Source organism: Bartonella sp. AP150HLJHH (assembly GCF_042196385.1).
GTDB lineage: Bacteria > Pseudomonadota > Alphaproteobacteria > Rhizobiales > Rhizobiaceae > Bartonella.
Genome location: NZ_JBHIQC010000001.1, coordinates 200,879 through 224,522 on the forward strand (window position 1 = coordinate 200,879; position 23,644 = coordinate 224,522).

General features: G+C 37.4%; 16 protein-coding genes and 1 tRNA gene. 11 read left to right on the forward strand and 6 right to left on the reverse strand.

Annotated features, from left to right (window positions below; genetic code table 11):
• Positions 1 to 660: 660 nt before the first annotated feature.
• The 5 genes from dnaK (at position 661) to lepA (ending at position 10,700) form a co-directional block, all read left to right on the forward strand.
• Positions 661 to 2,553 carry a molecular chaperone DnaK gene (gene dnaK, locus ACFING_RS00780; RefSeq protein WP_273790233.1) on the forward strand — a complete coding sequence of 631 codons (1,893 nt, stop codon included), beginning with the start codon at positions 661 to 663 and terminating at the stop codon, positions 2,551 to 2,553.
• Between the two features lie 158 nt (positions 2,554 to 2,711).
• Positions 2,712 to 3,854, forward strand: a complete 1,143-nt coding sequence (gene dnaJ / locus ACFING_RS00785; RefSeq protein ID WP_375611466.1) for a molecular chaperone DnaJ — start codon at positions 2,712 to 2,714, stop codon at positions 3,852 to 3,854.
• A 1,729-nt stretch (positions 3,855 to 5,583) separates the two neighbouring features.
• Positions 5,584 to 6,489, forward strand: coding sequence for an acetylglutamate kinase (gene argB, locus ACFING_RS00790; protein WP_375629195.1), 906 nt, complete (start codon positions 5,584 to 5,586; stop codon positions 6,487 to 6,489).
• 32 nt (positions 6,490 to 6,521) lie between these two features.
• Complete coding sequence (locus tag ACFING_RS00795) at positions 6,522 to 7,436, forward strand: DMT family transporter (RefSeq protein ID WP_375629198.1); 915 nt, start codon at positions 6,522 to 6,524, stop codon at positions 7,434 to 7,436.
• Positions 7,437 to 8,894: 1,458 nt separating this feature from the next.
• A complete protein-coding gene (gene lepA, locus ACFING_RS00800) occupies positions 8,895 to 10,700 on the forward strand; it encodes a translation elongation factor 4 (protein ID WP_375629314.1) in 1,806 nt (601 codons plus the stop codon).
• A 574-nt stretch (positions 10,701 to 11,274) separates the two neighbouring features.
• On the opposite strand, the gene dapD is transcribed toward lepA, so the two are convergent.
• The gene (gene dapD / locus ACFING_RS00805) at positions 11,275 to 12,123 is read right to left on the reverse strand and encodes a 2,3,4,5-tetrahydropyridine-2,6-dicarboxylate N-succinyltransferase (RefSeq protein ID WP_375620857.1); all 849 of its coding nucleotides are present in this window, start codon (positions 12,121 to 12,123) and stop codon (positions 11,275 to 11,277) included.
• 106 nt (positions 12,124 to 12,229) lie between these two features.
• On the opposite strand from dapD, the gene ACFING_RS00810 reads away from it, so the two are divergent.
• Complete coding sequence (locus tag ACFING_RS00810; RefSeq protein WP_375629201.1) at positions 12,230 to 13,093, forward strand: LOG family protein; 864 nt, start codon at positions 12,230 to 12,232, stop codon at positions 13,091 to 13,093.
• A gap of 32 nt (positions 13,094 to 13,125) precedes the next feature.
• Here the strand turns inward: ACFING_RS00810 and truA are convergent, their stop codons facing one another.
• From truA to def, 3 genes are read right to left on the reverse strand one after another with little or no spacing between them, the layout of a single operon-like run.
• Positions 13,126 to 13,869 (reverse strand): tRNA pseudouridine(38-40) synthase TruA, encoded by a 744-nt coding sequence (gene truA, locus ACFING_RS00815; protein ID WP_375612809.1) that lies wholly within the window; start codon positions 13,867 to 13,869, stop codon positions 13,126 to 13,128.
• A 1-nt stretch (position 13,870) separates the two neighbouring features.
• A complete protein-coding gene (gene fmt / locus ACFING_RS00820; RefSeq protein WP_375629203.1) occupies positions 13,871 to 14,800 on the reverse strand; it encodes a methionyl-tRNA formyltransferase in 930 nt (309 codons plus the stop codon).
• Positions 14,800 to 15,336 carry a peptide deformylase gene (def, locus tag ACFING_RS00825; RefSeq protein WP_375629206.1) on the reverse strand — a complete coding sequence of 179 codons (537 nt, stop codon included), beginning with the start codon at positions 15,334 to 15,336 and terminating at the stop codon, positions 14,800 to 14,802. The genes fmt and def overlap by 1 nt, the downstream gene beginning before the upstream one ends.
• 90 nt (positions 15,337 to 15,426) lie before the next feature.
• On the opposite strand from def, the gene ACFING_RS00830 reads away from it, so the two are divergent.
• Both ACFING_RS00830 and ACFING_RS00835 read left to right on the forward strand, forming a co-directional pair.
• Positions 15,427 to 16,608: a DNA recombination protein RmuC gene (locus ACFING_RS00830; protein ID WP_375629208.1), complete on the forward strand. Its 1,182-nt coding sequence runs from the start codon at positions 15,427 to 15,429 to the stop codon at positions 16,606 to 16,608.
• 111 nt (positions 16,609 to 16,719) lie between these two features.
• A complete protein-coding gene (locus ACFING_RS00835) occupies positions 16,720 to 17,307 on the forward strand; it encodes a hypothetical protein (RefSeq protein ID WP_375629210.1) in 588 nt (195 codons plus the stop codon).
• A gap of 1,602 nt (positions 17,308 to 18,909) precedes the next feature.
• Here the strand turns inward: ACFING_RS00835 and ACFING_RS00840 are convergent.
• Positions 18,910 to 18,985 (reverse strand) — tRNA-Ala (locus tag ACFING_RS00840).
• 117 nt (positions 18,986 to 19,102) lie between these two features.
• Positions 19,103 to 19,483, reverse strand: a complete 381-nt coding sequence (locus ACFING_RS00845) for a TIGR02300 family protein (RefSeq protein WP_375611400.1) — start codon at positions 19,481 to 19,483, stop codon at positions 19,103 to 19,105.
• Positions 19,484 to 19,670: 187 nt separating this feature from the next.
• Between ACFING_RS00845 and aroA the strand changes: the two genes are divergently transcribed.
• From aroA to rpsA, 3 genes are all read left to right on the forward strand, one after another.
• Positions 19,671 to 20,999: a 3-phosphoshikimate 1-carboxyvinyltransferase gene (gene aroA / locus ACFING_RS00850; RefSeq protein WP_375629213.1), complete on the forward strand. Its 1,329-nt coding sequence runs from the start codon at positions 19,671 to 19,673 to the stop codon at positions 20,997 to 20,999.
• On the forward strand, positions 20,996 to 21,643 hold the full coding sequence (cmk, locus tag ACFING_RS00855; RefSeq protein ID WP_375629216.1) for a (d)CMP kinase: 648 nt from the start codon (positions 20,996 to 20,998) through the stop codon (positions 21,641 to 21,643). The genes aroA and cmk overlap by 4 nt, the downstream gene beginning before the upstream one ends.
• 132 nt (positions 21,644 to 21,775) lie before the next feature.
• Entirely contained in the window at positions 21,776 to 23,476 is a 1,701-nt protein-coding gene (gene rpsA / locus ACFING_RS00860) for a 30S ribosomal protein S1 (protein ID WP_026500132.1), read from the forward strand.
• Positions 23,477 to 23,644 lie beyond the last annotated feature (168 nt).

The following is a 23,644-nucleotide window of genomic DNA, read 5'->3' on the forward strand; positions in this document are numbered from 1 at the left end:
ACAGCTCTTGGCATTTTAAAGCGTTTATACAGAGGTATTTTTATATATTTTCAAAGTTCAAAATTATACAGTTAAGAAAAAACGCTTTAGGTGAATTTAAAGCACAGATTTCAAATAGCCGCAAACAATGAGACCGTTAGAAGGAGAATTTTTGAAAGGAGATAGATAGATAATACCTTTACTGATATGAGCATTAGATATGATGACTATTTTAGTCCAAGGAAAATTTATAATATTTGTGATATAAATTATTCGCCTTTTAAAAAGCTTTTACGTGAGTATGATTTTATCAATGATGAGAAGATCAAGAGCGAGAGTGCAATCATTCTTTTATTTTTTAATTTTTATAGAAAGATATATTTTTTGAGAATTGCAAGAAAAATATATTATCCTCTCAAGTCTCTCATAAATATGGTATTTATGGGTCATTAGAGTGCCTATTTTAAAATAAATTTTTTATTTTAGAGATGTTTCTCTCATTATTCTCTTGTAGCAATAAAAGCCTGTTCTTATATACGAGGCAGCAAGGCTTGTTGCGACTTGCAGTTTATCATTATTTATATTGCTTGAAGCAATATACGGGCTTTAGGTGTTATGAGGAGCTATCTTAAAAAGATGCTTTATGAAGGTTGAGGTAGCTTGCTGAATGGAGATTATAATATGGCAAAAGTAATTGGTATTGATTTGGGGACAACGAACTCTTGTGTGGCTGTTATGGATGGCAAAAACGCAAAAGTTATTGAAAACTCAGAAGGAGCGCGAACAACACCTTCCGTTGTTGCCTTTACTGATGGGGGGGAGCGGCTTGTTGGGCAGCCTGCTAAACGGCAGGCGGTGACAAATCCTGAAGGGACAGTTTTTGCAGTTAAACGTTTGATAGGGCGCCGTTTTGATGACCCTATGGTTGAAAAAGATAAAGCGCTTGTTCCTTATAAAATTGTTAAAGGTGACAATGGTGATGCATGGGTTGAAGAGGCGGGAAAGAAATATTCTCCGTCACAAATTTCAGCTATGATTTTGCAAAAGATGAAGGAAACAGCAGAATCTTATCTTGGTGAAAAAGTTGAACAAGCCGTTATTACGGTTCCTGCTTATTTTAATGATGCGCAACGTCAAGCCACGAAAGACGCAGGTAAAATTGCTGGACTTGAAGTTTTACGGATTATTAATGAGCCAACTGCTGCTGCTTTAGCTTATGGTTTGGACAAAAAGGACGGAAAAACAATAGCAGTTTACGATCTTGGTGGTGGTACATTTGATATTTCAGTCCTTGAAATTGGAGATGGCGTTTTTGAAGTTAAGTCAACCAATGGGGATACGTTTTTAGGGGGTGAAGACTTTGACATGCGCTTGGTCGGTTATTTTGCCGATGAATTCAAAAAAGAACAAGGAATTGATCTGAAAAATGATAAACTCGCTTTACAGCGCTTAAAAGAAGCGGCAGAAAAAGCAAAAATTGAGCTTTCTTCGTCACAGCAAACAGAAATCAATTTACCATTTATCACGGCAGATCAATCAGGTCCTAAGCATTTAACAATGAAATTGACTCGGGCAAAATTTGAATCTCTCGTTGATGATTTAGTGCAGCGTACCATTGAACCTTGTAAAGCTGCGTTGAAAGATGCTGGATTAAAGGCCGGTGAGATTGACGAAGTTGTTTTAGTGGGTGGAATGACACGTATGCCCAAGATTCAGCAAGTTGTGCAGAGCTTCTTTGGTAAGGATCCACACAAAGGCGTTAATCCTGATGAAGTGGTTGCAATGGGTGCTGCCATCCAAGGAGGTGTATTGCAAGGCGATGTCAAAGATGTGTTGTTGCTAGATGTAACACCTTTATCTTTGGGTATCGAAACCTTGGGTGGGGTTTTCACACGCCTTATTGAGCGTAATACCACTATCCCGACGAAAAAATCGCAAGTTTTTTCGACAGCTGATGATAACCAGAGTGCTGTGACGATTCGTGTTTTCCAAGGTGAACGGGAAATGGCAAGTGATAATAAGTTATTGGCTCAATTTGATCTTGTTGGTATTCCTCCAGCCCCACGTGGTATACCTCAAATTGAAGTTACTTTTGATATTGATGCGAATGGTATTGTTAATGTTTCGGCCAAAGATAAGGGAACAGGTAAAGAGCATCAAATTCGTATTCAGGCATCAGGTGGTTTAAGTGATGCTGATATTGAAAAAATGGTAAAGGATGCAGAAGAGCACGCGGCTGAGGATAAAAAACGCCGTGAAGGTGTTGAAGCTAGAAATCAAGCGGAGGCTCTTATTCATTCAACTGAAAAGTCGCTCAATGAATATGGCGATAAAGTATCAGCTGAAGAAAAGGGACAGATTGAAACAGCAATATCTGATTTGAAATCTGCGCTTGAAGGCAGTGATACGGAAGAAGTAACAACAAAGATGCAAAAATTAGCAGAAGTCAGTATGAAACTTGGACAGGCTATGTACGAAGCCTCACAAGCAGCGAGCGCTGACACTGAAACAGAGGCAAAGAATGATGATGTTGTTGATGCTGATTTTGAAGAAGTTAATGATAAGAAGAAATAGTGTCAGCATATGTGTTGATTAATTGATAAACCCGGCCTTTGAAATATAAGGCTGGGCTTTATTATTTGAGATAAGTTGCAACTTTGTTGCTAAAAATATAAATTAAAAGCAATATTATCCATAAAGATGGATGACAGAAAAATTATCAGGAATACATGATGAAGGTTGACTATTATGAAATTCTTGGCGTGACTCGCGAATGTGATGATAAAAAGTTGAAATCTGCTTTTCGTAAGTTGGCAATGCAATATCATCCTGATCGCAACGCGGGGGATAAAGAGGCAGAGCGAAAATTCAAAGAAATTGGCGAAGCCTATGAAGTTCTTAAAGATCCCCAGAAGCGTGCTGCTTATGATCGATTTGGCCATGCGGCCTTTGAAAATAGCGGTGGTCAAGGGGGAGCAAATCCCTTTGGTGGTTTTGCTGCTGGTGGTGGATTTGCGGATATTTTCGAAGACTTTTTTGGTGAGATTATGGGAGGGACACACCGTAAGCGTGGTGATAGTCGCGAACGTGGTGCAGATTTGAGTTATAATATGGAAGTGACTTTAGAAGAGGCATTTTCAGGAAAAACTGCAGAAATTAATATTCCCAGTTCCGTTACGTGTGATGTTTGTGAAGGATCAGGAGCGAGAAAAGGCTCTAAGCCGCAAGTTTGTGGAACATGTCATGGATCTGGTCGTGTGCGTGCTGCACAGGGTTTCTTTTCTATTGAGCGGACATGTCCTACATGTCATGGACGTGGTGAAACTATTACGGATCCATGCCCCAAATGTCAGGGGACACGGCGTATAGAGAAAAAACGTTCATTAAGCGTAAATGTTCCAGCTGGTATTGAAGATGGAACGCGTATTCGCCTTTCTGGTGAGGGTGATGCTGGTATTCGTGGTGGCCCCAATGGTGATCTTTATATTTTCCTTTCCATTAAACCGCATGAGTTTTTTCAGCGAGAAGGAGCAGATCTTCACTGTCGCGTTCCTATTTCAATGGTAACAGCTGCTTTAGGAGGAGAGTTTGAAGTTTCCGACCTTGATGGTGTTAAAGCACGCGTTAAGATTCCAGAAGGGACACAAAATGGACGTCAATTCCGCCTTAGAGGCAAAGGTATGCCCATGTTGCGCCGTCAGCAAGCAAGGGGTGATCTTTACATCCATATCACGATTGAGACGCCGCAGAAATTAACGCAAGAACAACGTGAATTGTTGCAAAAATTTGAGAAACTCTCAAATCATGAAAATTCACCGCAATCACATGGTTTTTTTTCACGTATGAAAGAATTTTTTGAAAATATTTCTGGTTAAAATTATGTGAATGTTCTCAGAATAATTAGAGAGAACTGTGGGAAAGTTATTTTCATTAAGCTTTCTATTGTCTCATTATCTTTGAAAAGCATTTTTTCTTGAAAAGAAAAGAGAGAGACAGCTAATTTAGGATAAACTCCTGCTGCTGATAGTTTTTATATTTCATGAGTTTTATGGATAAGTCTTATTTTTGAGTGTCTATGACATTTTAAAAAGGGCTTATCCATATAAGAACGCAATTGAGTGATTGATAATAAATATTGCCAGTGTCATGATAACTGCCTTTATGCATTCAGTATTTTTGGTGTTTATTTTTTCACTCAAAATTTCTTTTTAAAGGCTCTATAATAAAATTATAAAATAGGTAGCGGCTTTCCAAGAAACGCTAAATAAGCTGTTAGGCAATCCATCTTTTTCAAATAAAGTATCAACTTCTTATAACCGATTTTATTTTTGGCATTTTTCATAGTTTTAATCACTGCTTCCTTTAAAATAAGGGTTATTTTGTTCGGAATAGCTTTTACATGCCTCATCTTAGCTTTTAGCAGTAATCATGTCTTTTAGATGCGGATTTAGTTTTGTATTTCTGATGTCATAAATAGTTCTTCCAGATAATAAAAAACGCTATAATCAAGTTTATTTTGTTCCAAAGAAATTGTGGAATGAGATAATGTGTGTTGAATGCTAAAGAAGACATAACAAAACACTTTTTGAGTTATTCGATGTATCTCTCTTGTGGGGAAACAGATTCGATGGAATTCACTTAATTGAATTTATTGGCATAATAAAAAGTTGGTGGGAAGATAGAGGAAGTTACCTTTAAAAAGAAAAAATAAATACAATAAAAAATAGCACAATATGCTTAGAAAACAGCACGATATATTGTTGAAATTGATTGGTGATATGGAAAGAGAAATTTACGAAATGAATCTTTTTTCATAAAATAACATAATTAAAAGAATTAAAAATTCTACAAAACATTGAATAATTCAAGCATGTATCGCTATGCAGAAAGAAAAACTTAATGACCGATCATGAAAAATGAGAAGTTTTATAAAACCTTACGAAGAGAGTAATCTAAACAATTAAATGCTTTTACGAAGATGCTTCTGAAGAGTTATCGAAATAAAGTCACAATATATGATAATTTTGCAAAGCCTTTTTTTGATTTTACGATATAAAAAGATAAATTATGATTATAAATCAACTTATTATGATTCTCCATGAGGAGCGTTCAATTGACATTTCCTCATGTTTAATGATTGAGAAAAAGTCAAATTTTTAAAACCAAAGTTATAGTTTATTGGGATAAGCTATAAAGCAGTTGAGTGATTTCTTATCTTGGGAATATGTTAATTTTATTATTATAAGAAACTTTATTTTTATCTTACAAAATCAATGGTTGTATATATTCCTATTCATTGTTAAGTATCCATAGGGATAAACTAATGAGTTGAATGTACGGCTTAGCTTCAAAATTTTGCTTTTCAATTTTATATATAAGGTCATAAAATAATGACATTTTTTTACGTCTATTTTGTTTAATTTTTCGCTGTCAATTTTTAAAGGAAGTTTTTTGTATTTCATTTTGCTATTCCTTTTTCGTAATTTAGAGGAAAATTGACGATTTTCAGGGGAGGGGGTGGATAGAGTAAAGTTTGGTTTTATTGTTTTCACTTTTCCTAAATTTCATTAAGAGATGGTAAAAAGTGATGAGGAGGCTCTATTGATGGATGATGCTAAAAACGGTGATGTAGATGTTTTGGAAAAACAAGCAGCATTTTTATCGTCTGCTTTACCTTATATGCAAAAATATGAAAATGAAACGGTCGTGGTAAAATATGGCGGCCATGCTATGGGTGATCCTGCTTTGGGGCGAGCATTTGCGCGTGATATTGCTCTATCAAAGCAATCGGGGATCAATCCTGTTGTTGTTCATGGTGGTGGGCCTCAAATTGCTGAAATTTTAATGAAAATGGGGATTGAATCACGATTTGAAAACGGACTACGGGTAACCGATGAGCGGATCGTTGAAGTGGTTGAAATGGTTTTAGCGGGTTCCATAAATAAAGAAATTGTTGCTCTCATCAATGCTGAGGGTGAATGGGCAATAGGATTATGCGGCAAGGATGGCAATATGGTTTTTGCCGAAAAGGCTTATAAAACTGTCATTGATCCTGATTCGCATATTGAACGTGTTTTAGATTTGGGGTTTGTTGGTGAGCCTGTTGAAGTTGACCGCACATTGCTAGATCTTTTAGCATGTTCTGAAATGATACCAGTTCTTGCTCCTGTAGCTCCAGGACGCGATGGTAAAACTTATAATATCAATGCTGATATTTTTGCTGGAGCTATTGCTGGTGCATTAGAGGCTAAACGCCTTTTATTTCTCACTGATGTTCCTGGTGTTTTGGATAAACAAGGTAAACTTTTAAAAGAATTGACAGTTTCTGAAGCTGAGAAATTTATTAAAAATGGGACAATTTCAGGAGGCATGATTCCAAAAGTAGAGACTTGCATAAAAGCCCTTCAAAATGGTGTGGAAGGTGTTGTCATTTTAAATGGTAAAACTCCTCATTCTGTTTTACTAGAGCTGTTTACCGAACAGGGAGTTGGAACGCTTATTGTTTCATAAATTGTGGGGAAAATTGGAAGAGAAAGTTTTTCATGGTGAATCTAAAACAGTTTAAATATCCTTTATTAAGTAAGCCAGAATTGGCAATATTTACTGCGACAATATTGTGGGGCATTACATTTTTAGTCATTCACATTGCGGTATGCTATAGTGGTCCTCTGTTTTTTGTTGGATTTCGTTTTATTGTTGCATCTCTTATATGTGGGGTAATTTTTTGGCGCTCTATAAAAGGTATAACTGTTTATGAAGTTTTCGCTGGGATGGCAATAGGTTTAGCCATGTTTTTTGGTTATGCTTTTCAAGCAGCTGGACTTCAAACAATTATTAGTAGTCAGTCAGCTTTTATCACAGCGCTTTATGTACCGATGGTTCCAATCTTGCAATGGATTGTTTTTAAAAAACCTCCCCGTTTAGCTTGTTGGATTGGCATTATTTTCGCTTTTATTGGGCTTGTATTTATTTCAGGACAAAAGCCGGGAAATTTTGATTTTTCAAAAGGCGAAATTTTAACTTTGTTAGGCGCTTTAGCGATTGCTGGAGAAGTCATACTCATCGGAATTTTTGCGAACAAGGTTGATAGTCGGCGTGTAACCATTATTCAGTTATTTTTTAGTGGTTTTTTTTCATTTGCTTGTATGCCTTTGATGGGAGAAAGCATTCCTGAATTTTCGTGGGTGTGGTTTAATATTGGTATAGGATTGGCATTAATGAGTGCCATCATTCAATTAGCTATGAATTGGGCACAAAAGTCTATTTCCCCTACGCGTGCGACACTCATTTACGCAGGTGAACCGGTATGGGCTGGTATTGTTGGGCGTTTGGCTGGAGAACATTTATCTCCCTTAGCTTTATTGGGCGGTTTGCTTATTCTGATTGGGATAATTGTGGCTGAATTACAACCTTCACAATGGCGTAAAAAAAATAAAGCAATTAAAAAAAATGATTAGCTATACATTTTTTTATTATGATTTTATTGCATGAGATTTTTTCTTGTAGAGTTTTCATTTTTGGAGCTTTTTTAATATTCAGATGATTAAGAAGTTCTATAAATTATTCCAGTTTTTGCATATCAAATTGGAGAAATAGTATGCTTCTCTCTGTTTGTCAGATTTCTGAACCGGGCAGACAACCTTCATTGAGCCAAAACATGAGGTGATATAAAGTTAAAAATTAACGCTCATCTTTACGATCATTTTTAAATTCGGCTTTAACAACTTTCAAAAACATCTACGGTAGTGTTTTTGAATAATGAAAATTACGCACTGTCGCACGTTGTTTCTTTTGTCCTTTAATAGAGTTACGCTTCTCATGCAAAATAGAACGCTCAAAGTATCCCCATAACGTTGTACATTAAAGCGTTTTTTAAAAGATAATTTTCTCAATATACATCATATTCATTGACGGTCTGCATGAAGTATAGAAAAACCACAGAACATCATCATTTTACTTAAAATAAAAGGCACGAGATTTTCTTTATCTGTTCTCAATATTACGATAGCCTTTGTCATTTGAAAGAGAGAGGCATTTTGACTCATTTCTTAAACGTTTTTATCCATACACTAGCTCTGTTTTATAATGGGGAAGCAAAAAATTTATTGATTCATTATGAGAAGATTTAAAATGAGAGAGGCTCGCGATATTCAGAGTTTTCATTTAAATTGCAAAACAATAAACGATCATTATAAATCAATGCGTTATCCAATGAATCGAAGAGGATTGGTGTGTTTTATATTTAATGGAGGAAGGAAGGAGTTATATAAAAAGTATATAAAAACATCACTCAATAGAGCGTATTTCTAAAGTTTTAAAAATTGAGAAGAAACTCTCTCGATATTCATGTTATTTTATATAAGATTGCTAAAAAAGCAGATTATTGCGTACAAATAAAAAGCATTTCTTGCGAATTTTATTGCAAGCCTAAGTGATATACACGCCCATCATATAAATATGATAATATATTGATTTATAATTATAATATAGCATTATTCACATTCAATTATGACCCTGAATACCGTAAAATTTTCTCACGTCAAATCATTTTCATGTTAAATCAATCCAAATCACTTTCTTACACGTCACAAGTGAGTGGGTAGGGCCATGTGGGTAAAAACTGTGCAAGAAAAGCATATCTCTTATAAAATTTTTCAAATGTAAAGGATCGTCGCAATATTGAAGATTGGCAAAGTGTGTGATGGTACTGGCTTATTACAGCATATGAGTCATCAAATAAGATGCGAAAAGATCATTTTAGGACCTTTTGTATTTAATTTCGCAAACAAAAGCCTTATTGTTTAGGCTATAAAAAGTTGTGTTTTGAGAGGCTTTTTAGGTTTATATTCTTTTGTAAGGAGCTGGAGCATAATTGGTCTTTGCGTTTTGTATTATTCTTTGCTAAATCGCCTTATATGACAATAGATCGTAATTATATTCGTAATTTTTCCATCGTGGCGCATATTGATCACGGCAAATCAACTTTAGCTGATCGTTTGATTCAAATAACAGGTGGGCTTGATACACGTGAGATGAAAGAACAAGTACTCGATTCCATGGATATTGAGCGTGAACGTGGAATTACTATTAAAGCACAAACGGTACGTTTACACTATAAGGCAAAGAATGGTGAAACCTATATTTTAAATCTTATGGATACACCTGGTCATGTGGATTTTGCTTATGAGGTTTCGCGTTCATTGGCAGCTTGTGAAGGTTCTCTGTTGGTGGTGGATGCAAGCCAAGGCGTAGAGGCGCAGACGTTAGCAAATGTTTATCAAGCCATTGATAATTCCCATGAGTTGGTTGTTGTTCTCAATAAAGTTGATCTTCCAGCAGCAGAACCTGAGCGTGTTAAAGAACAAATTGAAGATGTAATAGGCATTGATACATCTCAAGCAGTAGAAATATCAGCAAAAACAGGTTTGGGTGTTCCTGATGTTCTGGAGGCAATTGTTGCACAATTACCACCTCCACATACAGGCGATGTTGCAAATCCCTTGAAAGCAATGTTGGTTGATAGCTGGTATGATGCATATCTTGGTGTCATTGTTTTGGTACGGGTGATAGATGGTATTTTAAAAAAAGGCCAAACCATTCGTATGATGGGTACAGGAGCAAAATATCCAGTTGAGCGCGTTGGGGTGTTTACACCTAAAATGGTACAGGTTGATGAATTAGGACCGGGCGAGATTGGTTTTATCACTGCTTCTATCAAAGAGGTAGCAGATACACGGGTTGGGGATACGATTACTGAAGAGCGCCGTCCTTGTGAAAATGCTTTACCTGGTTTTAAGCCTGCGCAACCGGTTGTCTTTTGTGGACTTTTTCCAATTGATGCTGCCGATTTTGATGATTTGCGTGCAGCCATGGGCAAATTACGCTTAAATGATGCGAGTTTTTCTTTTGAAATGGAAACATCTGCGGCTTTGGGGTTTGGTTTTCGCTGTGGCTTTTTGGGACTTCTGCATCTTGAAATTATTCAAGAGCGATTAGAGCGTGAGTTTAATTTGGATTTAATCGCGACAGCACCTTCGGTTGTTTATCGCATGAATATGAATGATGGTTCTGTTAAAGAGTTGCACAATCCAGCGGATATGCCTGATGTGGTTAAAATTTCTTCCATAGAAGAACCGTGGATTCGGGCGACAATCATGACTCCTGATAATTATCTTGGGTCAATTTTAGAGCTATGCCAAGAGCGGCGCGGGGTACAGGTTGGGTTATCCTATGTTGGAACCCGTGCTATGGTAACGTATGATTTACCACTGAATGAAGTTGTTTTTGATTTTTATGACCGGCTAAAATCAATCTCAAAGGGTTATGCTTCTTTTGATTATCAAATGACAGATTATGCAGAAGGTGATTTAGTTAAAATGTCTATTTTGGTGAATGGAGAGCCTATTGATGCATTATCGATGCTTGTTCACCGCACGATTGCAGAAAAGCGTGGGCGTTCAATGTGCGAAAAACTGAAAGATCTTATTCCTCAGCATATGTTTCAGATTCCAGTTCAAGCGGCTATTGGTGGTAAAGTTATAGCGCGCGAAACGATTCGTGCTTTGCGTAAAGATGTAACAGCGAAATGTTACGGGGGTGATGTTACGCGTAAGCGCAAACTTTTGGAAAAGCAAAAAGAAGGCAAAAAGCGGATGCGCCAATTTGGAAAAGTAGAAATTCCACAATCGGCATTTATTCAAGTGCTCAAAATGAACAAATAATGAAAAAAGGGGTATTTTCTCTCATTGATTGCGCTTTTGCTTTTGTCGATTGGTTCAGGTGTTTAAAGAACACTTTTAAATAGAATTGCGTCGTGCTTCATGTTCTTGTGTATTGCATAATGGTATCACTTTCTCACGTAAAACAGAATGCTTTAAACAAAATACATTTATGTTGCATATTGGCGTGCTCGTTTTCGTAAATCATCACTCAATACATCAAACTCCATTTCACAACGGGGGCTATGAAAAATATAACGTAAAATACACTGTGAATGATATAAAATCCATTTGGCATTACCGCTTTTACGCGTCAGAAAGGTGCAAAGCGCACCCATCATACTTTTTTTCAGCTCAAAATATTATGACAGTCCTTATCACTTGAGAGAATTCATTAAAGGTATTTCACTCTTTTCTTGAAGTGTTTCTTACCCACACACCAACTGCGTTTATAACGTGCAAGGAAATGATAGTGATTGATTCACTATGAAAGGATTTGAAATGAGAGAATCCTTGTATTCGAGGTTATTATTCAAGTTAAAAAACGATGAAATATTATTATGAATTAATCTTGTGTCTAAGAACGTAAAAGATCATTAATAGATGTTTTTTCTCGTGTTTTTTGATCAACGCGTTTTACAATAACAGCACAATAAAGGTTTGGGCCTGCTTCACCATTTGGTAAAGGTTTTCCGGGGAGAGAACCTGGTACAACCACTGAATAGGCTGGTACTTCACCAATAAAAATTTCACCTGTTGTACGATCAATAATCTTTGTTGATTTTCCAATAAAGACTCCCATTCCCAAAACAGCACCTTCACGGATAATACAGCCTTCAACAATTTCAGAGCGAGCACCGATAAAGCAATGATCTTCAATGATTGTTGGATTTGCTTGCAGTGGTTCTAAAACACCTCCAATACCAACACCGCCAGAAAGATGGACATGTTTACCAATTTGTGCACAAGAACCAACGGTGGTCCATGTATCAACCATTGTGCCCTCATCGATAAAAGCACCAAGATTGACAAAGGATGGCATCAATATAACATTGGGTGCAATGTAAGCAGAATGACGTACAATGGCTCCAGGAACGGAACGGAAATCAGCACTTTTAAAATCTGCCTCTTGCCAACCAGAGAATTTTGAAGGAACTTTATCCCACCAATGTGTCCCATTGATTCCACCAGTAATAATTTGCATAGGATTAAGCCGAAAAGAGAGTAAAACCGCTTTTTTCAACCATTGATGAACATGCCATTGTCCATTTTTTTGTCGTTCTGCAACACGGATTTCACCTTTATCAAGAAGGTTCAATGCATGTTCAACACTCTCACGTATTTCGCCTTTTGTGGTAGTATCGATAGAATCGCGATCGTCAAAAGCTTTTTCGATAATAATTTCAAGTTGTGTGATATGAGTCATGACGAGAGTTCCGTTAAACAAGTTGAAAGCTTCAAGATTTATTCTCTATGAACTACGCGAAGAAATGTGTTCAGTCAATAAAACGATGAGGAAGTAGGACAGGTGCATGAAAAAAAGCTGTAAAGAAAAAAGAAAAAGGGAGCAAGAAAACTGGACACCACTTCTCCATACGAAGGATGCTCTACAACAGATCCATAAAATCTCTAATTCAGCACAAATGCGTTCGTCTACTTATCGTTTAGCCTATATCGATCAAGATTTTATGATGCGTCCAGAGCTGCGCTCACAACGTATTAGTCTTGAATTTTTAAAGCCGGAAATAACCCTTAAAGAATATGATATTCAATCAACAGTTGTTTTGTTTGGTGGTGCGCGTATTCCTGAACCTGGGCAAGCAGCGTGGGCTGCAAAAAATGAAATACAAAAGAAAAATTTGCATGCTATGTCACATTATTACGATGAAGCAAGAGAGTTTGGGCGTTTGTGCTCACTCTATTCTGCTACGACACAATATCGTGAATTTGTGGTTGTTACGGGGGGCGGACCAGGAATCATGGAGGCGGGAAATCGTGGTGCTTGTGATGTTGGTGCCCCAACGATTGGCTTGAATATTATTTTACCACATGAGCAGGAGCCTAATTCGTATGTGTCACCGCATTTGTGTTTTAATTTCCACTATTTGGGGATGCGCAAAATGCATTTTTTAGTACGAGCGAAAGCCCTAGCCATTTTTCCAGGAGGATTTGGGACTCTGGATGAACTGTTTGAGACATTAACTTTAGTACAGACGGGGCGTATGAAACAGGTACCGATTTTATTGTTTGGCAAAGAATTTTGGAGCAATACTGTCAATTTTGAGTATCTGTCTGCACAAGGTACAATTTCTCCTACTGATATTAATTTTGTGAAATTTGTTAATACAGCAGCAGAAGCTTTTGAAGAAATTCGTTCTTTTTATAAACTGCCTTAACGACTTTTGAGATGCTCACTCTTGAAGGATCATTAATACTCTACTTTGGTTAAATAAAGTCCTGAGGGGGGGGCAACAACACCACAACGTTTACGATCTTTAGCATGAAGAGCTGTTTCGAGATCTTGAGCTGTCCAACGTCCAATACCCACTTCCATGAGGCTTCCTGCGAATGAACGGATTTGATGATGAAGAAAAGAACGAGCTTGTGCATAAAGGAAAATTTCTTCACCTTCTCTTTGAATATCGAGGCGTTCAAGGGTGCGAATAGGGCTTTTGGCTTGGCAATGTGCTGAACGGAAAGTTGTAAAATCATGTTGTCCTACAAGCTTTTGCGCAGCTTCATGCATGGCTTCAGCATGAAGAGGTTTTGGTATCCACCACACGCGTTTGGCATTTAAAGCTGGTGGAGAGCGACGATTAAGTATTTTAAAAAGATAATGGCGTTTTACAGCGGAAAATCGTGCATCAAAGTCATCAGGGACATTTTCTACATTTAAGATTGAAATCGCCTCTCCCTGTTTACGTAAAAGAGCATTGAGCGCGTCACGCACAGTATGGGAGAGCCAGTTTTTTTCAAAATCAACATGCGCAACTTGTCCCGTAGCATGTACGCCCGCATCGGTTCTTCCTGCTGTTGTTATGGTCAATTGTTGTCCACTAAAGCAAAAAATTGCTTGTTCAAGAGCTCCTTGTATCGTGTGAAGTTTTGCTTGACGCTGCCAACCAGCATAATTTGAACCATCATATTCAAGAGTGAGTTTAAAACGTGGCATCTTAAAAAACAGCAGAAATATGAGCACCTCGCAAAAAGGTGGCGCACTCAAGAATTTTACCGCCAGATCTTTGGAGAGAGGTTATTTCTATCCGTCCTTGCCCACAATGGATAATCAAAGAATCTGGTTCTATCCGTCCAATTTCAAGAGAAGGACCTGTTGTTAAACGACTATCAAGAATTTTTACACGTTCTTCTCGTCCACCGATATTCATATTGCACCAGCAACTAGGAGAGGGAGAGAGCGCGCGAATATGCCTATGAATAAACTCTGCAGGTTTTGTCCAATCAATGCGGGTCTCTTCTTTTCTAATTTTGGCGGCATAGGTGATGCCTTCTTCTGATTGTGGGGTCAGTTTAAGTTGTCCTTTTTCAAGAGTTGATAAAGTCTCTACCATAAGTTCTGCGCCAATATGTGAAAGTCTGTTTGAAAGCTCAGCAGTGGTGGTGTTATCAGTAATGGGGATGGAGCGAGAAAGAGCGATAGGCCCCGTATCAAGTCCTTCATCCATTTTCATGATCATGATACCTGTTTCTTTATCACCAGCCATAATTGCTCGTTGAATAGGCGCAGCACCACGCCAACGTGGTAAGAGTGAAGCGTGGGCATTAAAACAACCAAAACGTGGCGTTTCGAGAATAGCTTTAGGTAAAAGGAGTCCATAAGCCACCACAATAGCAGCATCAACAGAAAGTGCTGCAAATTGCTCCTGTTGTTCGATTGTTTTGAGTGTTTGAGGCGTAAAGATGGGAATAGATTTCTCTTTTGCTACGGTGTGAACAGCGGAGGGGATTAATTTCAGCCCTCGACGTCCTGCTGGACGAGGGGGTTGACTATAAACAGCAACAACATCATGACCTGCATCCAATAAAGCATGTAAAATAGGAACAGAAAAATCTGGTGTTCCCATAAAACTTAATCGTAAAGCCATTACAAAACTGCTTCCTGCATGTTTTTTTCTTTTGCACGTTTTTTAAATTTTCGTATCACCATATCGCGTTTGATCTTTGAAATGTAATCAATAAAAAGGCGCCCATCTAAATGATCAATTTCATGCTGTAAGCAAGTTGCTAAGAGATCGTCTGCTTCAATTTCTGTTCGTTTTCCTTCACGGTTCTGATAGCGAACACGAAGGCGTTTAGGACGTTCAACCTCTGCAAAATAATCAGGAATAGAAAGACAGCCTTCTTTGTAAATATTACGCTCATCTGAAAGCCATAAAATTTCAGGGTTGATAATAACAAGTGGTTTTTTTTGCTCATCTTCAGAATTTCCAGAGACATCTATAACCAACATACGTAGCGGTATACCAATTTGAATAGCAGCAAGACCAACGCCCTTAGAATTATACATGGTTTCCAACATGTCATCCGCAAGTTTTTGGAGAGCTGAATCGACCTGCTCAACAGGTTTGGACACTTCCCGTAAAATTGGATCAGGTAAAGTAACTAAAGATCTCATTGGCATAAGTAGAGATTAATCAATGGTTTGTTATTGGTCAATATTGAATAACGGATTCTTGCGTTTTTTTACAATAAGAGCGTTATATTACAATTTATGTTTGATTCGTTTTTTTCCATATTCGCTGGTGATTTTTTTTCTAAACTAATGCTTTTGCTTTTATTTATACTTGTCTGTTTGGCATTTTTTATGTTGATACATTCTCATCGAAAAAAAGCATTTTTGGAAAATGAAATTGCTGAACGCGCACGTGAGGCACAAATGCAGATGGCTACCTTGTTGAAAACACAAGCTGAAATGCAAGGACGAATGCAAACGATGGCGGAAATTTTTGGTCAACGGCAGGCTGAATTGAATAAATCACTCAGTGAGCAACTCAATGGGATGACAACAAGCTTAGGCCAAACACTTCAGGTACAAACCAAATCCACTTATGAAAATTTGAATCGTTTGCAAGAGCGTTTAGCAGTGATTGATGCAGCACAAAATAATATTCAATCGCTTACGGGACAAGTTGTTCAGTTGCAGTCCATTTTAAGTAATAAGCAGACGCGTGGTACTTTCGGTCAAGGGCGGATGGAAGCAATTATTGCCGATGCCTTACCAACAAACGCTTATGCTTTTCAGGCTGTTCTTTCCAATGGAAAGCGCCCAGATTGTCTCATTCATATGCCCAATAAAGCTCCTTCTCTTGTTGTTGATGCTAAATTTCCTCTGGAAGCTTGGAATGCTATGCGTAAGGCAGAATCAGCGCAAGAGCGTCAAGAGGCAGAACGCCAATTTCGTACCGATATGGAAGTTCATATTCGTGATATTGCACAAAAATATTTGATTCCTGGAGAAACCCATGACACTGCTTTCCTTTTTGTGCCATCTGAATCGATTTTCGCAACAATTTATGAGGATTTTGAGGCATTGGTACAAAAATCCAATAGAGCCCATGTGATTATTGTTTCACCATCTTTGTTGATGCTCTCTGTCCAAGTGGTACAAACCATTATGAAAGATGCGCGGATGCGTGAACAAGCGCATTTAATTCAATCAGAAGTAGCAAAATTGATGGAAGATTTTGGACGAATGGATACGCGTGTTCGCGCACTACAGAAGCACTTTCATAAAGCAGGTGAAGATATAGAGGGAATTTTGATATCGTCTTCCAAAATCATGAAACGGGCAAATCGCATTGAAACTGTCGAATTAAAAGAAAATTACTCTGAACCAACAAAAATGACAACATTGGCTCAGTCGCAAACATTGCGTTTTGCTGATGAGGAATAAAGCAAAGCAAGCTTCTTAAATATTACAAGTTAGATCATGTTCTTTATTGATTGGTAATCATTTTTTAGTATCTCTATCTTGTTTTATTTCTTAAACGAGAGGAATAGGAATATGCGACACCTTTTGTTTTTAGGGGCACTGGTGTTTTTGCTAGAGGGATGCGCAACAACCACTCCCATTCACACAAACAATGCTTGCGTTATTTTAGCACAAAAAAATGGTTTTTTTGATAATTGGAGAAAGGCGTCTCAAAGAGCAGAAATGCGCTATGGGATTCCTATGCCTATTATTCTTGCAACCATTAAGATGGAATCGAGCTTTCGTCACAATGCACGTCCTCCACGCAAAAAACTACTTGGTTTTATTCCATGGAAGCGTCGGTCGACAGCTTATGGTTATGCTCAAGCGCTTGATAGTACATGGGCAATGTATCTTCGCTCTACAGGAAAGTCTTTTGCATGGCGTACGAATTTCGCAGATGCTGCTGATTTTGTTGCTTGGTATCATCGCCAAAGTGTTCAACGCAATGGGGTGAGGTTTGATGATGCATATAGCCTTTATTTAAATTATCATATGGGGCATGGTGCTTATGCACGTAGTGGTGGGCATGTCAGTGCTGCGCTTTCACAGACAGCACAGCGCATGGCAAGGATATCGAGGCTCTATGAACAGCAATTAAAAAGATGTGGATGGCATTAGGGAAGATTTTTGAAAATCTCAATCAGGGAATTGATGGGATAAAATTATTCGAAAGCAAAATTCCGCATGATATGATAAAATAGTGTCGTTTTTCCGATCGTTCAATGAAATAAATTGTTATTTTTTTAGAATAAACTCAAGCAACAGAAAGTTTTTGCAATACACAATATATTTGAAGATACTCTCGACATTTTTACCTCCTTTGTTAAAAAAATTTATAATAGAAACTATCTTCTATTTAGCGCTGGCATTTCGCATTGGGCTAAGTGCCAGAGATTATTGAAGAAAAATTTTAAAATATAATATCATTTTTTATTTTCATTATGCGTATTACTGGCTGATTATTATATGAATATTTTCTTTGTTAAGCGTATAAAATAGCAATTAAAACAAATGCAATTCGGGCATCATAAAAAGGGTAAAATATTCAATATAAAAAAACGAGAAATGCATTAAACGAAAAAACGTTATTTTGTATAAAGAGGGCGCTACAGTCTTCAAAAGAACTAGGTGTATTTAGTATTGTATGAAATAAAACATATTCGTCCATCCAGTCCATCTTAATTGAAAAAAGTTATCTTATTGTATTGTAAAAACACTCCCGTTTATAGGATGATAAGGTATATGCAACTTTACACACAATGAATATTCAGGGTAGGGAATATTCAGAGAAAGATTTGTAACGCCTATGAAGTAACAAGTCAGTCTCCAATGTTGTGATAGCTTTTGCATTTGAGAATATTTATGAGAAGCATTTTTATTCTTTTTCTTAAATGGTTTAAGCATATTGATTTATAAAGATAATATATCGTTATTCATATTAAAGTAAGAATCTCGAATGGCGTAGGGTTTTATCGTTTCAGATCTCTTGAGGTTGAATCAATAAAACCATTGGCTTGCAGATAATAAGCACAATGGGTATGTGGATAAAAACTGTGAAAGAAAAGACTAAAAATATTTTTTTATGAACATACATTTTCAAATGTAAGAATTATCGGTAACATTGGGAATTAGCACATATAATGATGGCACCACTTTGCTCTCACACCTCGACCTTGTTTGTGACGTGCAAGGAAAAAAATTAATTGATTCAATATATTATTTAAGCGTTAATATACCTTAGTATTGAGCAGGTATACGCTACTCAAGGTGGGTATTTTTTAATTGGCAGAACATCTGATCAGGCTAAAAATACTCGAAAAAAGTTCTGATTCGCAATAATTGAGAAGTATATTTTAATATTTTATTCTCTAATCTTTGTTTAAGTACTTCATATCTTTTAAAAAGATACCAGTAACCAACATATTATGATATTTGTGGAAATATTGTGGTAAAGGAAATTCAGATTTTGTCCTTTAAGACAAGGCGCAGGTTAAACAGATCATTTTCTATTTCTGTGCAAAGCATAAAAAAATTATCTACTTTCATGGTTGCGACAGTAAATTTTATAATCCAACAAATGATTAAAAATGTATTATAATATCATTAAAATGCAAGGAACAGGCGCTATTGAAATGATAATTAAATAGCACATAAACCTTTTAAATTGATGCACACATCTTTTATTATGATTGATTCCCTTGATAGAACAGTTGGTCCTTTTGGTGGAGCTAAGCGGGATCGAACCGCTGACCTCTTGCATGCCATGCAAGCGCTCTCCCAGCTGAGCTATAGCCCCTATAAAAACAAATTGTCCCAAAAAGACAGTATACAATTCCAACTTTTCTAGAACGATCAAAATTGAAGATCAAGAAGAATTTACATTCAATAGAAAAGATGTCCTCTTTTACTTCTTTTAAGCATCGTCATCATTAGAAACACCGCCTCCGAGAATATCAGTAACGTCATCATCTTCATCGTCACCATCATGAGACAAAAATGTATCATCATCATCACCAAGATCTACATCACTATCTTCTAAATCAGGAAGATCGTCATCTTTAGAATCCACATCATCATCTTCAAGAAGCATAAAAGCAGATTTTTCAAGTGCTGTATCAAGCTCCTCAGTATCAACTTCTTCTTCATTATTTGCTTCAGCTGCTGCAACTTCAAAGTAAGAACGCGGATAAGAAATTCCTGTATAGGGCGACACAATAGGATCGCGATTTAGATCGTAAAATTTTTTTCCTGTTTCTGGATCAACACGTTTAGTTCCAAGTTCTTGTTTTGCCATAAACCGTGCCTCTTTGATTAACTATTATTCCATTAAAAGATAAATTTTATGGTGCTTAATCGAAAAATAATACCTTTGTCAAAGATAAATACACTGTTCCACAGTGATTTTTTCATGACGTCTTTTAAAGCATGTGCTAAAGGATGCACAATTTCATAAAAGTTAGATAGAATTAAATAGAATTTCCATGCAAAAAGCAATCCCTATAACCACCTATAAATCGAGTAGTCTCTCTGGAAAAATTCAAATACCAGGAGATAAATCAATCTCTCATCGCTCTCTTATATTGGGAGGATTAGCAAGTGGTGAGACATATATTCATGGATTACTTGAAAGCGCTGATGTACTCAATACAGCTGCTGCTATGCAAGCTATGGGTGCCTGTATTATTAAAAAAGGAGACTTCTGGATCATACGAGGAACAGGGAATGGTTGCCTTTTAGCTGCACAAAAACCTTTAGACTTTGGAAACGCTGGAACAGGTGCTCGTTTGGTTATGGGAATGGTTGGTCCGTATCATATGAAAACAACCTTTATTGGTGATGCTTCTCTCTCTAAACGTCCAATGGGGCGTATCCTTGATCCACTGCGTCTCATGGGGGTTGAAATTGAGGCAACGCGCGACGATTACCTTCCTTTAACGCTTTATGGTCCGAAAATGGCTAATCCGATTCGTTACCGTGTTCCAATAGCTTCCTCCCAAATTAAATCAGCAATCCTGCTTGCTGGACTCAATACCGCCGGCACTACAACTGTTATTGAACCAGTTCTGACACGAGATCATACGGAAAAAATGTTAAAAGCATTCGGTGCGCAACTTGAAATAGAAAAAGATAACAAAGGTGCGCGTTTGATTCATCTTAATGGTCAACCCCATCTTACTGGACAAACGATTCATATTCCGGGTGATCCTTCTTCTGCTGCTTTTCCAATTATCGCAGCCCTTCTTGTAGAAGACTCTGATATCACCATTGAAAATGTTTTGATAAATAACTCTCGAATAGGACTTATCGAAACATTGTGGGAAATGGGTGCTCAAATTGAATTTTTGAACCGACGTCAAACAGGTGGAGAGAATGTTGCTGATCTACAGATAAAATCATCGGTCCTTAGAGGCGTTACGGTGCCCAAAGAACGTGCTCCATCGATGATAGATGAATATCCTGCTTTGGCAGTAGCAGCAGCCTTTGCAGAAGGCAAAACAGTTATGCTAGGAATTGAAGAATTGCGTGTAAAAGAATCAGATCGATTGTCTGCTGTTGCGCAAGGATTAAAAATTAATTGTGTAGACTGTGAAGAAGGTCAAGATTTTCTTATTGTTTATGGAAAAGGTTCTGCCAAAGGTTTGGGGGGGGGGTATGTTGCCACACATCTTGATCATCGAATTGCTATGTGTTTTCTCATTTTTGGGCTTGTGTCAGAAAAACCTGTTACCATTGATGATAAACGAATGATCGCTACGAGCTTTCCAGAGTTTATTCCTTTTATAAAAAAACTTGGGGGGAAAATCGCTTGAAGCCTTTTGTTATTGCCATTGATGGACCTGCAGCCTCAGGCAAAGGAACCTTAGCACGCAAAATTGCTGCACATTATCGCCTTCGTCATCTCGATACTGGTCTTACTTATCGTAGTGTTGCTCATACGCTTTTACAACAAAATTTAGCTCTTAATGATGAAAAAAATGCTATTATTTATGCTACAGAACTTGATTTTAATACCTTAAATCCTTCTCTTCTTTCTTCTCATGAACTTGGTGAAGCGGCTTCAAAAATAGCAATTAACCCTGCTGTACGCAAAATTCTTGTCGAAAAACAACGCAACTTTGCTAAAGTTTTACCCGGCTGTGTGCTTGATGGGCGTGATATCGGAACGATTGTTTGTCCTGATGCCGATATCAAGTTTTATATTCTAGCCAATGTTCAAACACGCGCCAAACGCCGCTACCAAGAGATTTTAAAAAAAGGTGTTCAAGCAAATTATCATGAAATCCTAGCTCAACTTGAACAGCGCGACAGTCGCGATATAACGCGCAAACAAAGTCCACTAAAACCAGCAAAAAACGCCCACTTGCTTGATACGTCAGAATTGAGTATAGAAGCAACATTTGAAATTGCATGCAGTTTTGTTGATCCAATCATAAAAATGCATATAATTGGATAAATTCGTTAAGGTAACTTCCAGCCTAGCGCTAACTTTTTTCCCTTATTCAAGGGAAAAGGCTAGGGAGTTGCTTATGTTAACACTAACCTAGCGCTCATACCTTATAATACAAGGTATATATTAGGAGTTCTTATGTCACAATACAATCCCACAACAGCGGATTTTGAAGCCCTTTTAACAGAATCTTTTCAAACTAATGATCTTAATGAAGGATCTGTTGTTAAAGGTCGTGTTATTGCAATCGAAAAAGACATGGCCATTATTGATGCTGGTCTTAAAGTCGAAGGACGTATTCCTCTCAAAGAATTTGGAGCTAAAGCAAAAGATGGTTCTTTGCAAGTTGGCGATGAAGTTGAGGTTTACATTGAACGCATTGAAAATGCGATGGGTGAAGCTGTTTTATCGCGTGAAAAAGCACGGCGCGAAGAAAGTTGGGTCCGTTTGGAGGAAAAATTCAATGCTGGTGCACGCGTTGATGGAGTGATCTTTAGCCAAGTAAAAGGTGGTTTTACAGTTGATCTTGATGGTGCCGTTGCTTTCTTGCCTCGCAGCCAAGTTGATATTCGTCCCATTCGTGATGTTTCACCCCTCATGCATAATTCACAGTCCTTTGAAATTTTGAAGATGGATCGTCGTCGTGGCAATATTGTGGTCTCACGCCGCACTGTTTTAGAAGAAAGTCGCGCTGAGCAACGTTCAGAAATCGTACAAAATCTTGAAGAAAACCAAATCGTTGAAGGTGTGGTGAAAAATATTACAGATTATGGTGCCTTTGTTGATCTTGGTGGGATTGATGGTCTCTTGCACGTTACAGATATGGCATGGCGGCGTGTTAATCACCCATCTGAAGTGCTCACAATTGGCCAAACGATTAAAGTTCAGATTATTCGCATTAATCAAGATACGCACCGTATTTCTCTTGGAATGAAACAGCTTGAAAGTGATCCTTGGGAAAGCATCAGTGTCCGGTATCCGATTGGTAAAAAAATTACGGGTGCTGTTACCAACATTACTGATTACGGTGGTTTTGTTGAAATTGAACCAGGAATCGAAGGGCTGATCCATGTTTCTGAAATGAGCTGGACAAAGAAAAATGTTCATCCTGGAAAAATTCTGTCTACATCACAAGAAGTAGAAGTGGTTGTTCTTGAGATTGATCCTTCTAAACGGCGTATTTCTCTTGGCTTAAAACAAACATTTGAAAATCCATGGGAAGCTTTTGCTAATAAATTTCCTGTCAATTCGCAAATTGAAGGAGAGGTTAAAAATAAAACAGAATTTGGTCTGTTTATTGGGCTTGAAGGCGATGTTGACGGTATGGTTCATTTGTCTGATCTTGATTGGAACCGTCCTGGTGAACAAGTTATTGATACTTACAATAAAGGCGATATCGTTAAAGCTGTGGTCCTTGATGTTGACATTGAAAAAGAGCGCATTTCTCTTGGAATTAAGCAGCTTTCCAGTGATAAAGTTGGAGAAGCAGCTGCTTCTGGCGAATTGCGAAAAGGTGCAGTTGTAACATGCGAAGTGATTGCTGTTAACGACAATGACATTGGTGTGAAATTGATTGACCACAACCTTGAGACAACCATTCGGCGTGCTGATCTTGCGCGTGATCGTGATGAGCAACGTCCTGAGCGTTTCGCAATTGGGCAAAAGGTTGATGCTCGCATCACAGCATTTGATAAAAAAACACGTAAAATTTCAGTATCGATTAAAGCTTTAGAAATTGCAGAGGAAAAAGAAGCTGTTGCACAATATGGTTCTACAGATTCAGGTGCTTCTCTTGGTGATATTCTGGGTGCAGCTTTGAAAAAACAAGAACAAGATTAATCATCAATCATTAAAGTTGGTGTTATTATTAAGGTCACTCATTAGGAGTGACCTTTTTATTTTCTAAAAAAAATTGTCTGCTTATTTTTAAATTATTGAAACAAAAATTATAAATGCTTGCAAATAAAAACAAAAAGTTTGTTTTTTGTCTAACAACGGTTCACTATT

What these genes read in the sequence shown, in the direction of transcription:
- dnaK (WP_273790233.1), top strand. Translation starts at nt 661, where the DNA reads ATGGCAAAAGTAATTGGTATTGATTTGGGGACAACGAACTCTTGTGTG.
- dnaJ (WP_375611466.1), top strand. Translation starts at nt 2,712, where the DNA reads ATGAAGGTTGACTATTATGAAATTCTTGGCGTGACTCGCGAATGTGAT.
- argB (WP_375629195.1), top strand. Translation starts at nt 5,584, where the DNA reads ATGGATGATGCTAAAAACGGTGATGTAGATGTTTTGGAAAAACAAGCA.
- ACFING_RS00795 (WP_375629198.1), top strand. Translation starts at nt 6,522, where the DNA reads ATGGTGAATCTAAAACAGTTTAAATATCCTTTATTAAGTAAGCCAGAA.
- lepA (WP_375629314.1), top strand. Translation starts at nt 8,895, where the DNA reads ATGACAATAGATCGTAATTATATTCGTAATTTTTCCATCGTGGCGCAT.
- dapD (WP_375620857.1), bottom strand. Translation starts at nt 12,123, where the DNA reads ATGACTCATATCACACAACTTGAAATTATTATCGAAAAAGCTTTTGAC.
- ACFING_RS00810 (WP_375629201.1), top strand. Translation starts at nt 12,230, where the DNA reads ATGAAAAAAAGCTGTAAAGAAAAAAGAAAAAGGGAGCAAGAAAACTGG.
- truA (WP_375612809.1), bottom strand. Translation starts at nt 13,869, where the DNA reads ATGCCACGTTTTAAACTCACTCTTGAATATGATGGTTCAAATTATGCT.
- fmt (WP_375629203.1), bottom strand. Translation starts at nt 14,800, where the DNA reads ATGGCTTTACGATTAAGTTTTATGGGAACACCAGATTTTTCTGTTCCT.
- def (WP_375629206.1), bottom strand. Translation starts at nt 15,336, where the DNA reads ATGCCAATGAGATCTTTAGTTACTTTACCTGATCCAATTTTACGGGAA.
- ACFING_RS00830 (WP_375629208.1), top strand. Translation starts at nt 15,427, where the DNA reads ATGTTTGATTCGTTTTTTTCCATATTCGCTGGTGATTTTTTTTCTAAA.
- ACFING_RS00835 (WP_375629210.1), top strand. Translation starts at nt 16,720, where the DNA reads ATGCGACACCTTTTGTTTTTAGGGGCACTGGTGTTTTTGCTAGAGGGA.
- ACFING_RS00845 (WP_375611400.1), bottom strand. Translation starts at nt 19,483, where the DNA reads ATGGCAAAACAAGAACTTGGAACTAAACGTGTTGATCCAGAAACAGGA.
- aroA (WP_375629213.1), top strand. Translation starts at nt 19,671, where the DNA reads ATGCAAAAAGCAATCCCTATAACCACCTATAAATCGAGTAGTCTCTCT.
- rpsA (WP_026500132.1), top strand. Translation starts at nt 21,776, where the DNA reads ATGTCACAATACAATCCCACAACAGCGGATTTTGAAGCCCTTTTAACA.